Raw genomic sequence first — 13743 nt, forward strand, 5'->3', positions numbered from 1 at the left:
AGCTATGTCAATAGCGCGCACCGTGTGGCATCATGTCGATGTGAGCAAGACGATCAGACTCTCGGGCCGCAGCATTCTCGTGCCGCCAGGCCTGTCGTTGAAGCCGATCATCGAAGCCGACATGCTCGTCGGAAGAGATGACATCGTCGGGCTCGAAGACGACGAGCGGGCCCGTGTTCGCCTGCGACTCGAATACTCCTCGGATGCGGGCAGGTACGAGATCGCCGAGTTCGCACTCGATCGGGGCCAGCTGCCGCTCGAGATCGGTGGGGCGCTGCTCCGCACAGTTCGCGTCCACACCATCGCGCGACGCGCCATCGCCTACTCGCTGCCGCTGTGGACTATCGGCATCATCATGCTCCGCGACAAACAGCGCCAAGGAATGCTCGACGACTTCGCGCCGTTCGAGCCCACGCATCCGGAGACCCTTCACCTAACGGCGCTGGTCTATCGCATCGCAGAGATCTCGAACGAAAATCCGGCGCTCGCCGTAGCCGAAACGATGGGGCTGAAGCAGCGGACAGCGACGAACTGGATCGCGCGGGCCCGGTCTGGGGGCTACATGACGACGGTCGTCGATCAGCCCGGAGCGCGACTCATCGCAATGGGCCTGATGGAGAAGATGGGTATTGAGCCCGACATCTCCGACGAGGAGCACCAGGCATTTCTCGACTCACTGATCGGTCGCCATGGGAACGATTGAGGCCTACGAGACAGGCGCGGGCAAGCGGTATCGCGTCCGCTACCGAACGCCAGATCACCGCCAGACCGACAAGCGCGGCTTCCGCACCAAGCGCGACGCCGACCTCTTCCTCGCCACCGTCGAAGTCTCGAAGGCAACGGGGGAGTACATCGAACCAGCTCGGGCGCGCACCACGATCGCCGAACTCGGAGTCGGATGGCTCGAGGCAAAGCGTTCGCGACTGAAGCCGTCGAGCTACAAGGCGCTCGAAGACGCATGGCGCGTCTACGTCATGCCGCGGTGGGGAACCACTCAGGTCTCGGCAATTGCGCACAGCGACGTGCGAACGTGGGTCTCGCAGCTGTCCGCGGGCACCGCGAAGACGAACCGGCGAGACCATCCGCGCACTCGTGCGCAAGGCGCGAGACCCAAGAGCGCAACGGTCGTGATTCGCGCACACGGGGTGCTCGCATCCGTCCTCGACATCGCGGTCAAGGATCGCCGCATCCCGCACAACCCTGCGCGCGGTGTCGATAACCTGCCTCGGAAGGGCAGAAAGGCGCACCGATACCTCAGCCACCAGGAGATCGAGCGCCTCGCCGTCGCATCCGGAGATCACTCGACCGTCGTGTACCTCGCGGCGTACACAGGGCTTCGTTGGGGCGAGTTAACCGCGCTGCGCGTCCGCGATGTTGATGCCTTGCGCCGGCGGCTCGCGGTGAACGAGAACGCCGTGCGTGTGGGCGCGCAGATCCACGTAGGGACGCCGAAGACCCACGAACTGCGGTCGGTGCCGTACCCCGAGTTTCTCGAACTGCCGATCGCGCAGTTGTGCGAGGGGAAGTCGCGCGATGCGATCCTGTTCGGCGACGGCCTCGACTATCTGCCGCGCCCGCGGGCCTCGGGGAAGTCACGTTCGTGGTTCACGACCGCGATGGACATGGCCGGCCTTGAGCGGATGACGGTGCACGACCTGCGTCACACGGCCGCATCGCTCGCGATCAGTTCGGGCGCGAATGTGAAGGCGGTGCAGCGGATGCTCGGCCACGCGTCCGCGGCCATGACGCTAGATGTCTACGCCGACCTGTTCGACGACGACCTGGACACGGTGTCGGCGTCGCTTAATGCTGCGCGGACGCGTGCCGTCGCCGCGACTTAGTCAATTGACTGACGGAAAGTGCTCGTCGATGAAACCGTGGGCAGCTGGGCTAGGCGGTGTGGTGTCACTGCCAAGCGGTCGATTGGTGCGCGGGCGCGGGCTGAGAAGCGGCCCGATCGACGTTGGCTGACGCGCCGGATTTCGGGGTGTATCTCAGGGCCCGCATGCACCAGGCGAGTTGGCAATCGCAGTGGATTGCGTGGCCGGACTTCCGTCTGCCTCGAGAGCCGTCGAGCGCGCTATCCGCACTACGTGAGGCTTAGGACCGGTCGGCCACCGAGAGGGTGGAGATTGCTTGCGGTGGCGGGACAGGGCGAACGGGAACCGCTCTCGCCATCCTCGCACGGTACGACGGGGTACCGGCCGATGACGCCGTCGCATGGGTGCGCGCCGCCTATCGGCGCAACGCCGTCGAAACCCCCTGGCAGCGCAAGTTCGTGCGTGAGGCACAGCTACCGCTCTGACCCGAAAACGATCGTTTCCGGGACTATGATCCGCTGTTGGCCGCGAGCGGTCCGCAAACGGGGGCCGTATCGAAACCGGCTTTCGGGACAGGCGGTTTCGGTACACAGTTTCGGGCCAGCCGGGTCCGAGTTAGGTGGTCATGGTTTAGCGGTCGTCGTCGTCAGAAAGGTCTTCGAGCACTTCGAACGGCGACTCTACGTCGCCGCGCCATGCCTCGATGCCTTCACGGATTGCGAGAACGGCAACCACGAGAGCAGCCACGGAGTCGGCCCACCACCATCCGAACAGGGTGTTGAGAATGAGGCCGATGAACACGGCCCCCGAGAGGTAGACGCACAGGATGAGCTGCTTTGCGTCGGCCATGACGCTCTTAGAGTCCAGTTCGCGACCGGTGCGCACTTCAAACCACGCCAGAAGCGGCATGATGACCAAGCTCAATGCGGTGATACCCAGGCCGAGCAGGCTGTGTTCCGGTCCCTCCTGGGTGATCAGACTCGTTACCGCGTCGACGGTCACGTAGGCGGCGAGGGCAAAGAACGCGAGGCCGATTGCGCGAACGGTGACCTTCTCCCAACGCTCGGGGTCTTTCCTCGTGAACTGCCAGGCGATTGCTGCGGCTGACAGCACTTCCACGATGGAGTCGAGCCCGAAGCCGATCAGTGCTGCGGACGACGCCAGCGTGCCGGCCCAAATCGCGACGATCGCCTCGATGACGTTGTAGGAGATCGTGAAGCCCACGATGAAGCGCACTCGGCGGTGCAGCTTCGCGCGACGTTCGCCGCTCAGAACCGCGCTCATGCGCTCGCCCCCGTTCCGCAGCAACCCGGCACGGTGCAGGAGGAGTCGATGCAAGGTGCGCTCTCATCGACTGCCAACGTCACGTCTACGAGCGTCTTCAACGCTGCTGCAAGGTGAGGGTCGGCGATTTCGTAGCGGGTCTGTCGACCCTCGGGCTCGGCGACGACAATCCCACAGTCCCGAAGGCATGTGAGGTGGTTCGACACGTTTGACCGTGACAGGCCAAGATCGCGGGAAAGGACAGCCGGATAGCTCGGCTCGTCGAGCAACCTCATCAGGATGCGAGAGCGGGTCGGATCAGCCATGGCCCGGCCGAGCCGGTTCATGACGTCAAGTCGCGAGGTAATAGTCAGCATGCGATGACTATACATCGGATGCTGACTTATTGAGAGGTGGCCAATCGTCTGTGGTCATTGAGAGAGCTACTGGCCCGCCTTTGTGGGTTTCCGCAAACGTTCAAAACTGATCGATTGCGGCACGACGACCAGGTGCAGCGCCGCGATGTCGGCACGCCGTGCCGAAACCGTGTGCCGAAACCCCCAGGCCCCGAAACTGAAATTCGTCGTTTGCGGTACCCATCGCCGGCGGAGACAGGCCGGTGACAACCGCAGCTGAGGCAGCTCCCGCCCGCGATACATGCGTCCATTCTCGTCGCGGGCCGGGCACAGCACCGAGCTCCCTCAAAGGATTCTTCAGTGGTGACCCGCATCAGAGCGATGATCGAAGCAATCACCACTGGGACATGTCTCACGGGAATTCGAGTGATGAGCCTGGGACATCTACCACCGCACACCGGGGCTGATCTGGACATCTGTTGGTGGAATTCACCATCTCCACCGAAGGGCTGGCCCATGCTGTCGCTGACGGCGCTCAATGCTCTGCCTCCGAGGTGCGCATCTGCTCCGGGGGTCCCCACGCCGGGTGCGCCCGGCATCCAAGCTGCGACGCCGTGCGATGCCTTCGATTCCCATGCAGCGTATTGAATCGGCGTCGAGCGATTGTCATAACTCCCGTTACCAGTTACCCACGGCATCCACAATCCGCGACCGGCATCCTCCCGGGAGACAGGGCGGCGACACCTTGATCGTGTGTTTCCTGCTCACAAAATGTGGGCAAAATGTGGGCAAAACGCGTTTCGACGAGAATGCGAGGGCCCGAGATCCGCGTAATTGCGGGGATCTCGGGCCCTTCAAACTAGACGCGACGGCGGGAGTCGAACCCGCAACACGACCGGTATGAACCGGAGCCCGGGACCACCCGGATCGCCGCGATGACTCGACCGTAACGACATCCGTCGGTGCCGTCGAGTGCCATGACCGATCGTGACGGATCGTTTCCGCGGATGACACATTCCGGACACGGATGCCTCGGGCAGCGACGGGAATGGCGCACAGAACGATCGTCGCGGTCTTTCACTGGACGGAAATGTCTTGGCGCGACGGACGTCACGGGAGCCTAATAGAAAGGCGAACTCATGGAACAGGACGCGGCCGGGCGGCTGCATCCTGTTCCCCCCTCTCGGCGTCAGGAACGAACATGACCACCACACTCGATGACCTGCAGAAGATGCTCTCGGTCGACGGATACGTGCTGTCCGTCGAGACCGGGCAAGACCGGACGAACGCCGTCATCACGGCGGGCGAGGGCGTCTGCAGTGACTGCCTCGTCCCCAAGGTCGTCATGACCGGGATGCTGGCGAAGGCGCTCGACGTCCCGGCCGACACGATCAGCCTGGAATACCCCGACGACCAGGCGCACTGACGTGGCCGTCGCGAGCATCGTCAGGTTCACCTTCCGCCCCGAGGTCAGGGACGAGATCCCGGCGCTCGTGGACGAGATGCTCCGGGTGACACGGACCTTCGCCGGGCTCGAGCGGCTCGACATCCTCCGCGATGCAGCGGACCCCGACACCTGGACGCTCTACGAGGTCTGGTCCGGGCGGGAATCCGAGGACGCCTATCGGGCCTTCCGGGCGACGCCCGAGGGTGCGATTCCGCGTCTCGGAGAGGTGCTGGCCGCGCCGCCGATCCTCGAGAACTTCGTCGTCAGCGACTAGCGCCACACGTGACTGGGCGCGGGATGCGGCTGTGCGGGCGCGGCCTCCAGGGCCGCGAGCATCCGGACCAGAGTCTCGCGAAGCTCTGAGCGCGCGGGCTCGGCGAGGTCGGTCGTGTACCCGACCCCCTCGGGAATCCATGACATCCCGTACATCGTCTCGCGGAAGTCCCGCCCGCCGACGGGCCACCAGGTGCGTCGATCGTCGACGGCCTCGGCGCCCTGCGACCATTGGCCGAACGCGGCGCGCATCTCGTCGATCGGCATGTTCATGACCACGCTGGCCTCGACCGCCGTGCGGACCCACGAGGTAGCGACGGTGATGTGTTCGTCGATCTGCTCGGCCGTGAGGTCGCGCGGCGCGAACAGCACGCGGGTGTGCTGCAGGTCGGCCAGGCGATCGACGCGGAACGTGCGCCAGTCGTCGCGATCGAGATCCCAGCACAGCAGGTACCAGTTGCGTTCGGCGGGCGCGAGGACATACGGATCGACGCGTCGCGCGGTCACGACATCCGACGCCGACGTGTAGGTGAACCGCACGCGTTCGTGGTCTCGGCAGGCGAGCGCGAGCTCACCCAGCACGTCCGGTGAGACGGCCGAACCCGCCCCGATCCCTGTCGGCTGCACCGTCGCGGCGAGGGCGTTCACGCGACGACGGAGAGTCGCCGGCAGTACCTGTTCGAGCTTTGCGAGTGCGGCCAGGGTCGTTTCGGGTCCGCCGACCAGTCGCTGCGTCGCCGCGGCCCGCAGGCCGATGGCCATCGTCACGGCCTCGTCGTCGGTGAGCAGCAGGGGAGGCAGGGCGGATCCGGCCTCCAGCCGGTAACCCCCGGCCGAACCCGGTACCGACTCGATGCGGTAACCGAGCTCGCGGAGCCTCTCGACATCCCGCCGAACGGTCCGCTCGGTGACACCCAGGCGCTCCGCCAGCTCGGATCCCGGCCAGTGCCGGTGCGTCTGCAACATGTTGAGGAGCGTCAGCGCCCTCGTCGTCGTATCGGACATGGCCCCAAGACTGCCCGATGATGAGGACAGGATGTGTCCGCATCCGTCTTCGCGTTGGCGGTCGCTCAGTGGGCGGGCAACGTGCGTGGCCGCCAACCCTCGCGGCGCGCTTCGAAACGGGCGATCGCGTCCTCGTTACGGAGAGTAAGCCCGATGTCGTCGAGGCCGTGGAGGAGGCGCCAGCGGGTGTATTCGTCGATCTGGAATGAGATGCACTCGTCACCGATGCGCGCTTCACGCTGGTGCAGGTCGACGGTCATGGTGATGCCGGGGGACGCCTCGATCGCAGCCCAGGTGCGTTCGAGGTCGTCATCGGAAATGGCACCAGTGAGAAGCCCTTGTTTGCCGGAGTTACCGCGGAAGATGTCTGCGAATTTCGGGCTCAGGACGACCCTGAAGCCGTAGTCGCGGAGTGCCCAGACAGCATGCTCACGGCTCGAACCTGTGCCGAAGTCGGGTCCGGCGATGAGGATGCTGGCGTTCCGGTAGACGGGTTGGTTCAGAACGAAGCCGGGGTCCTGCCGCCAGTTGAAAAACAGAGCATCCTCGAAGCCGGTCTTCGTAATCCTCTTGAGGTGGGCGGCAGGAATGATCTGGTCGGTGTCGACCGCCGATCGCTTCAGCGGTGCGGCTACGCCGGTGTGGGTCGTGAATGCGTCCACATCACACCTCCGCCCCGGTCGATGCGCTCAAGGATCTGGTGACGGGTTCCAGATCGCTCGGGCTGGAGAGCGTCCCGCGCACCGCGGTCGCTGCCGCGACGAGCGGCGACACAAGATGCGTCCGCCCGCCCTTGCCCTGCCGACCCTCGAAATTGCGGTTGCTCGTCGATGCGCAGCGTTCGCCGGGGGCGAGCTGATCGGGGTTCATTCCCAGGCACATCGAGCACCCCGCGAAGCGCCACTCCGCCCCGAAATCCTTGAAGATTTTGTCGAGACCCTCGGCCTCGGCCTCCAGTCGCACGCGCGCCGAACCCGGCACGACCATCACGCGGACGCCATCGGCTTTCGTGCGGCCCCGGATCACCGATGCGAACGCTCTCAGGTCCTCGATGCGGCTGTTTGTGCACGATCCCATGAAGACCGCGTCCACCGGAATGTCCCTCATCGGTGTGCCCGGGGTGATGTTCATGTACTCCAACGCGCGCTGGGCCGCGGCACGCTCGCCAGGGTCCACAAATCGCTCCGGCGGCGGAACCACGTCGCTCAGCGCGACACCCTGACCCGGATTCGTCCCCCACGTCACGTACGGTTCGAGCTTGTCCCCTTCGAGGCACACCTCCGCGTCGTACACGGCACCCGGATCGCTGGGAAGCGTGCGCCAGTAAGCGAGCGCTTCGTCCCAGTCTCGTCCCTTCGGCGCGTGTGGTCGACCTTCGAGATAGGCAAAGGTCGTTTCGTCGGGCGCGACCATCCCCGCGCGCGCTCCGGCCTCGATCGACATGTTGCAGATCGTCATGCGACCCTCCATCGACAATGCACGGATCGTGCTGCCCCGGAACTCCAGCACGTACCCCTGCCCGCCATTCGTTCCGATCTCCGCGATCAGCGCGAGAATGATGTCTTTCGCCGTCACTCCCGGCCGCAACTCGCCCTCCACGGTGATTGCCATCGTCTTGAACGGTTTCAGCGGCAATGTCTGCGTCGCCAACACATGCTCGACCTCGCTCGTGCCGATTCCGAACGCCATAGCCCCGAACGCTCCATGCGTCGAGGTGTGTGAATCCCCGCAGACCACCGTAATGCCCGGCATCGTGAGCCCCAGTTGCGGGCCGACGACGTGCACGATCCCCTGCTCCGCATCCCCGAGCGAATGCAAACGCACCCCGAACTCCGCCGCGTTACGGCGCAAGGTTTCGATTTGCGTCCGACTCGTCAAATCCGCGATCGGCTTGTCGATATCCCAGGTCGGTGTGTTGTGATCCTCGGTCGCGATCGTGTTCTCCAGACGGCGCACCCCGCGGCCCTCCGCCCGCAACCCATCGAACGCCTGTGGGCTCGTCACCTCGTGCAAGAGATGTAGATCTATGTAGACCAGATCCGGTTCTGAGCCCTCGCCCCGTACGACCACGTGATCGTCCCAGACCTTCTCAGCCAGGGTGCGCGGGTGCTCGGGGAGGCTTTCGTTGATCGACATGTTGATGTCTCCCTTCGTGATCGGTGGCCGTCGGCCGCTCCTGGGACGCGCCGGTTCCGCGGTTGGGACTGCTACTGGACGATTCCTCGCTCACGGAGCCCGGCGATGCGGCGGTCGTCGTACCCGAGTTCCGACAACACGTCCTCGGTGTGGTCGCCGAGCCCCGCGCCTGCCCAGCGAACGGTGCCCGCGGTCCGGCTGAGACGGGGAAAAACGTTCTGCATCGGTATCGATCCGAAAACGGGATGCGGCACCCGAACGACCGTTTCCCGGGCACGGAAGTGCTCGTCGTGCAGCATGTCCCGCGCCGTGTAGATGCGGCCACAGGGCACCGCGGCATCCTCCATCAGCCGCTCGAGTTCTTCGGTCGAGCGAGCCGAGGTGAATGCACTGATCTCCCGGTCGAGTTCCTCCTGGCGCTGCCCCCGCGCCGAATGTGTCCCGAATTGGACCGAGTCGACCCATTCGGCGCGACCGATCGCCTCGGCGAATCGGCTGAACACTGAATCCTGATTCGCAGCGATGAGAATCCAGCTTCCATCCGCGGTCGGATATGCGTTGCTCGGCGCGACGTTCGGCAGAATCGATCCCGATCGTTCGCGCTGGTATCCGGCAACATCCCACTCCGGCACGAGCGACTCCATGACTCCGAGCACTGATTCGAAGATGGCGGCGTCCACGATCTGACCGCGCCCGCTGGCGGTCCGCTCATTCAGCGCGGCGAGCGCACCGATCGTGCCGAACATGGCAGCGAGCGTGTCTCCGATCGAGATTCCCACTCGAGACGGGGGGAGCGACGGGTCACCGACGACGTAACGGAGACCGCCGATGGCTTCGCCGATCGCGCCGAATCCGGCACGGGCCGCGTACGGCCCCGATTGTCCGTAGCCCGATACACGCACCATGATCAGGCCGGGGTTCACGGCAGCCAGCGATTCGTAGTCGAGCCCCCAGCGCTCGAAGGTGCCCGGCCGGAAGTTCTCGATCACGACATCTACCTGGCCGACGAGCGCGCGCGCCACGTCCTGGCCCTCTGCAGTGCGCAGATCAATTGCGACCGTCCGCTTGTTCCGGCCGATGACGGCCCACCACATTGATTCTCCTCGCGGCAGTTCGCGACCCCATTGTCGGATCGGATCCCCTGTGCGCGGCGCTTCCACTTTGATCACGTCGGCCCCAAGATCGCCGAGCAGCTGTCCGACGAACGGGCCTGCAATCAGCTGCCCGAACTCGGCCACGCGTATGCCGGTAAGCGGACCGGAAGCGACCGCCGGTCCTGCGGGCGACTCGGCATCGTCTGCGGTTCCGCGTGCGCTCATCGGCATTCCTCCTCGAAGTTCGACGCTTGTCCCCCCGGGTCCCGACTCGCTTTGACGAGAGACCCCCGGGCGGTGCGTTGGTTGTATGCAATCAAGACAATGCCGCTCTCGTCAAGCAACCTTGCATACAAGTTGGACTGAGAACCCAGGCGTTAGCGTGGAGTGCTCGCGCCTGATTCGCGCCGACAAGTGGCTCAGAATCGCCAATTTGTGCGGGAATTGCCCGGAGAGTGACGCGTCGTGCGCTCGCTGGAGAGAAAGTCTTGACAGGACGGCGCGAGAGTGATTGTGTGCATTTACGCAATAACTTCGACTCGACGGAGAGCCTGAAACGGTGACGAGATGTCCCGGCGAAGGGTGATCCGGCGCGCCCTGAGGAACTGAGGACCCCGATGACGCTGTCCAGAAAGCACGCCTTCATCACCGGAGGAGCCCGAGGCCAAGGCCGCTCCCACGCCCTCGCCCTCGCGAGGCGAGGCATCGACGTCGCGCTCGTCGATCTGCCGGCCGGTGTCGCCATTGCGAGCACGCCGGTGCCGTTGAGCGGGGCTTCGGACCTGCAGCAGACGGCTGAAGAGGTGCGCAGCTTCGGTGTCCGCTGTCTGACGTTCGAAACAGACGTGCGTGAGAGGGACGCGCTCGTCAGTGCGGTCGACGAGACCGTCGCAGAGTTCGGGTCCGTCGACTACGTCGCTGCCAATGCGGGAATATTCTCCTGGTCACGGATCGAGGACATGCCCGAACCGATGTGGCGCGACATGATTGACGTCAACCTGACCGGGGTGTTCCACACGTTCCACGCGGTGGCGGGTCACCTTGCTCGACAGGACTTCGGACGGGTCGTCGCCACCGCCTCGATGGCCGGTCGGGGCGGGTTCGCTCACCTCTCGCACTACACGGCCGCGAAGTGGGGACTCATCGGTCTCGCGAAATCCTTCGCACTGGAGATGGCGCAGTTCGGCACCACCGTGAATGTCGTCGCTCCCACCAACTGCGACACGCCGATGCTCAACAATCCCGCGGCGTACGAGTTCTTCGCGGGAAAGCCCGGTGCGACTCGCGAAGACGCGGCCGAGCAGGCGGCGGCGATGCTGCCGATAGACCTTCCGTGGATTCAGCCCGAAGACGTGACAGCGGCCTTCCTCTACCTGTTCTCCGACGGAGCACGGTACGTCAACGGCGAAGTCCTGCACGTCTCCGGAGGAATGAGCGCGAGCAACGCGGTCTGAGCGCTGACCAACTGAGCAGTGCTGTCTCCCTTCACATCCCAACCCACATCAATTCCCGCCCGACAAAGGAGTCCTAGACCATGACCAAGTCCTTCGCACACAGCGCGATCGCGGCCACCGCCGTCATCGCCGCCCTCGTCTTCTCGGGATGTTCGAGTTCGAGCCCCGATGCGAGTCCCGAAACCCCGCAGGGATCCGAGGGTGTCAGTCAAGACATGATCGATCTGGTGGCACAAGCCAGCGGTGAGATCGGTTTCGAGGGCCCCGCGAGCAGCCCAGGCATCGTTCCGGATCAGTCGATCGCGGTGATCACCTGTGCCGCGGCGGCAGCCGGATGCGTCCGCGTCGCCGAGGGTGTCAAAGCGGCTGGAGAACTCGTCGGATGGTCCGTCTCGGAACTGGACGGGCAGGGTCAGGCGGCCGGTCAGAATTCCGCGATCCTCCAGGCGGTAAGTCAAGGCGTCGACGGGATCGTCCTCGTGGCGATCGACTCGTCGAGCGTGAGCCAGGGCATGTCCGCGGCGGCTGACGCAGGAATCCCGGTCGTGAGCGTTCAGGCCGACAACGTGGTGGGAAACGCCCCGACGGATGTCTATGCGGAGCCGGTCTCGGGGTCGTTGCGCGCAGGGGAGGCGCTTGGCGCCTACGCCGTCGTGGAGAGTGACGCGACCGCCAAGGTCGCGACCCTCTCCACCGACGAGCTCGCCGTGACGCGCAACCGCACGGCCGGTTTCGTGGAACAGATCGACGCATGCTCGGGCTGCGAAGTGGTCGACACGCAGAACTACCTGCTCTCGAAGGCGGTAACCGATGTCCCCCTCCTGGTGAGCTCCATGCTCCAGTCGCACCCCGACCTCGACTACATCTTCGTGGACATCGGGCAGTTTGGTGCTTTGACCGCACAGGCGATCCAGTCCGCGGGCAGCGAGGCCGAGGTGCTCTCGGTTGACTGCAACCCGGACGACATCGTGCTCATCCGCGACGGCGCGGGCCAGAGCGCGTGTGCGGCGAACGCGCTCGGTGCTGGAGGCTGGGCCGCCGTGGCAGCACTGAACTTCGCCATCGCGGGCGAACCCACCCCGGAGGGGCTCGTCGTGCCGACGAAGCTCATCACGGTCGACAACCTTCCCGACACGGACGAGTGGGCTGGCGATTTCGACCTGGCCGCTGAATATGGCGCCTTCTGGGGCATCAACTGACGGGCTGCGCGCTCTGATCCGCTCATGACCGAGGAGGGAAGAACCGTGGGAGACACCGGTGGCGACACGCGTGCCGCGTCTGATCGGGGGCAGGAACCCCCGACGCAGGGGGCTGACCGTGACGTGCTCACTCTGCGCAACGTCTCCAAGACGTTCAACGGGAACACCGTCCTGAGAGGAGTGGACCTGGACCTACGGTCGGGCGAGGTCCACTCCCTCGTCGGAATGAACGGTTCGGGGAAGTCGACCCTCATCAAGCTGCTCGCCGGCGTTCATGTCCCCGATCGTGGGAGCGAGATCGTCCTACGTGAGCCGTCGGCCGGGTCCGCCACCCAATCGGGGCGCGGGCGGGTGAGGCAGGCTCTGAGCCTGAGCGTAGCCGCCCAGCGGCCCAACATCGGCTTCGTCCATCAAGATCTCGGGCTCATCCCGGAGTTCACCCTGCTCGAAAACTTCGAGCTGACACTGGGAGGCAGTGCGGATCGAGCCCGCGGTCTCGATGCGGCCCACCGCGTCGAGACCGCGCTCGAGCGAGTCGGTGTCCAATCCTCGCCGTACGCGACGGTGGCCCAGTTGGGTGCAGCCGATCGCTCGCTGTTCGCGATCGCGCGAGCGCTCGAGCAACTGCGCCACACGTCGCGGCCTATCTTGGTGCTCGACGAGCCGACCGCGTCTCTCCCCAAGGAAGAGTCCGAACGAGTCCTGCGAACCATGCGTCAGCTGGTCGCCCAGGGCGCCGCGGTCCTGTTCGTCAGTCACCACCTGTCCGAAGTGCTCTCCGTATCGGATCGCGTCACAGCGCTTCGCGATGGGCGCGTTACCCTGAGCGCCGCTCGCGAGGCGCTCACCGAACAGGTCCTGGTCGACGCAATCCTCGGCGATCAGCAGTCGTCCCTCTCTCCGCATGAGCGTCGGGAGCACGAGCGCGGTGATAGGTCGCCTGCCGTCATCGTGGAGGCTGTCACGTCCCACAACGTCCACGGGGTGTCGTTCGAGGCCTATCCCGGAGAGGTCCTCGTGATCACCGGCCTCGTCGGATGCGGGAAGAGTCAGCTCGGGCGGATACTCGTGGGTTCGCATCGCGCGGCCTCTGGTGGGGTTCGCTATCCCGGACTCGCGGAGTCGCCGCGATCTGTCAGCGCCGCCATCGACTCGCGGATCTCCTACGTGCCGGCTGAGCGCAAGACAGCCGGAGGCGTCGGGGACTTCACCCTCGAAGAGAACGTCTCGCTCTCGTCGCTGCGATCCATGATCCGCGCCGGAGCGATCGACGCCCGCGCAGAACGTGCGCTCGCGGAGCGGTTCGTCGAACTCCATCAAATACGGCCGCCGCTGCCGCCGCAGCCCTTCTCCATGTTCAGCGGGGGCAATCAGCAGAAGATCGTGATGGCGCGTGCGATGGCGATCGAACCTCGCGTACTCGTGGTCGATGAACCCACGCAGGGCGTGGACGTGGGCGCCATCGCTCTGCTCTATCGGCGGATCGAGACACTCTCCGCGGCGGGGGCGACAGTCATCGTCATCACGTCGTCGTTCGAGGAAGCGGTAGCGCTGGGCGACCGCGCGATCCTCCTCGACAAGGGCCACGTGATGGGAGAGATCTCGCGAGCTGATCTCTCCGTCGAGTCGCTCGTCACGCTCTCGTTGCGGGGGAAGCGATCACATGCCCGGTGAGCCTCTGGTGTCCGGAAAGGAA

13 protein-coding genes are annotated in these 13743 nt (G+C 65.1%); 7 read left to right on the top strand and 6 right to left on the bottom strand.

What is annotated here, in order from left to right; all coding sequences use genetic code 11:
• Positions 1-40: 40 nt before the first annotated feature.
• Positions 41-703 carry a hypothetical protein gene (locus CGU35_RS02305; RefSeq protein ID WP_146048099.1) on the top strand — a complete coding sequence of 221 codons (663 nt, stop codon included), beginning with the start codon at positions 41-43 and terminating at the stop codon, positions 701-703.
• A complete protein-coding gene (locus tag CGU35_RS02310; protein WP_100809994.1) occupies positions 690-1841 on the top strand; it encodes a tyrosine-type recombinase/integrase in 1152 nt (383 codons plus the stop codon). The genes CGU35_RS02305 and CGU35_RS02310 overlap by 14 nt, the downstream gene beginning before the upstream one ends.
• A gap of 609 nt (positions 1842-2450) precedes the next feature.
• Here CGU35_RS02310 and CGU35_RS02320 read toward each other — a convergent pair.
• Both CGU35_RS02320 and cmtR read right to left on the bottom strand, forming a co-directional pair.
• On the bottom strand, positions 2451-3104 hold the full coding sequence (locus CGU35_RS02320; protein ID WP_036300494.1) for a cation diffusion facilitator family transporter: 654 nt from the start codon (positions 3102-3104) through the stop codon (positions 2451-2453).
• A complete protein-coding gene (cmtR, locus tag CGU35_RS02325; protein WP_100809995.1) occupies positions 3101-3460 on the bottom strand; it encodes a Cd(II)/Pb(II)-sensing metalloregulatory transcriptional regulator CmtR in 360 nt (119 codons plus the stop codon). Before cmtR ends, CGU35_RS02320 begins: the two co-directional genes overlap by 4 nt.
• A 1180-nt stretch (positions 3461-4640) precedes the next feature.
• Between cmtR and CGU35_RS02330 the strand changes: the two genes are divergently transcribed.
• Positions 4641-4865, top strand: coding sequence for a hypothetical protein (locus CGU35_RS02330; RefSeq protein ID WP_100809996.1), 225 nt, complete (start codon positions 4641-4643; stop codon positions 4863-4865).
• A 1-nt stretch (position 4866) separates the two neighbouring features.
• Positions 4867-5160: a putative quinol monooxygenase gene (locus CGU35_RS02335; protein ID WP_100809997.1), complete on the top strand. Its 294-nt coding sequence runs from the start codon at positions 4867-4869 to the stop codon at positions 5158-5160.
• On the opposite strand, the gene CGU35_RS02340 is transcribed toward CGU35_RS02335, so the two are convergent.
• The 4 genes from CGU35_RS02340 to CGU35_RS02355 all read right to left on the bottom strand — a co-directional run bounded on the left by CGU35_RS02340 (position 5157) and on the right by CGU35_RS02355 (position 9619).
• Complete coding sequence (locus CGU35_RS02340) at positions 5157-6164, bottom strand: helix-turn-helix transcriptional regulator (RefSeq protein WP_100809998.1); 1008 nt, start codon at positions 6162-6164, stop codon at positions 5157-5159. The two genes, CGU35_RS02335 and CGU35_RS02340, sit on opposite strands and share 4 nt — an antisense overlap.
• 65 nt (positions 6165-6229) lie before the next feature.
• The gene (gene leuD / locus CGU35_RS02345) at positions 6230-6826 is read right to left on the bottom strand and encodes a 3-isopropylmalate dehydratase small subunit (protein ID WP_100809999.1); all 597 of its coding nucleotides are present in this window, start codon (positions 6824-6826) and stop codon (positions 6230-6232) included.
• Position 6827: 1 nt separating this feature from the next.
• Entirely contained in the window at positions 6828-8300 is a 1473-nt protein-coding gene (gene leuC / locus CGU35_RS02350; RefSeq protein ID WP_100810000.1) for a 3-isopropylmalate dehydratase large subunit, read from the bottom strand.
• Positions 8301-8371: 71 nt separating this feature from the next.
• Entirely contained in the window at positions 8372-9619 is a 1248-nt protein-coding gene (locus CGU35_RS02355) for a CaiB/BaiF CoA transferase family protein (RefSeq protein ID WP_100810101.1), read from the bottom strand.
• 392 nt (positions 9620-10011) lie between these two features.
• On the opposite strand from CGU35_RS02355, the gene CGU35_RS02360 reads away from it, so the two are divergent.
• The 3 genes from CGU35_RS02360 (at position 10012) to CGU35_RS02370 (ending at position 13721) form a co-directional block, all read left to right on the top strand.
• Entirely contained in the window at positions 10012-10848 is an 837-nt protein-coding gene (locus tag CGU35_RS02360) for a mycofactocin-coupled SDR family oxidoreductase (RefSeq protein ID WP_100810001.1), read from the top strand.
• Between the two features lie 80 nt (positions 10849-10928).
• A complete protein-coding gene (locus CGU35_RS02365; protein WP_100810002.1) occupies positions 10929-12047 on the top strand; it encodes a sugar ABC transporter substrate-binding protein in 1119 nt (372 codons plus the stop codon).
• 45 nt (positions 12048-12092) lie between these two features.
• Positions 12093-13721 (top strand): sugar ABC transporter ATP-binding protein, encoded by a 1629-nt coding sequence (locus tag CGU35_RS02370; protein WP_198519495.1) that lies wholly within the window; start codon positions 12093-12095, stop codon positions 13719-13721.
• Positions 13722-13743 lie beyond the last annotated feature (22 nt).

It is taken from the genome of Microbacterium sp. BR1, assembly GCF_002812725.1.
Lineage (GTDB): Bacteria > Actinomycetota > Actinomycetes > Actinomycetales > Microbacteriaceae > Microbacterium.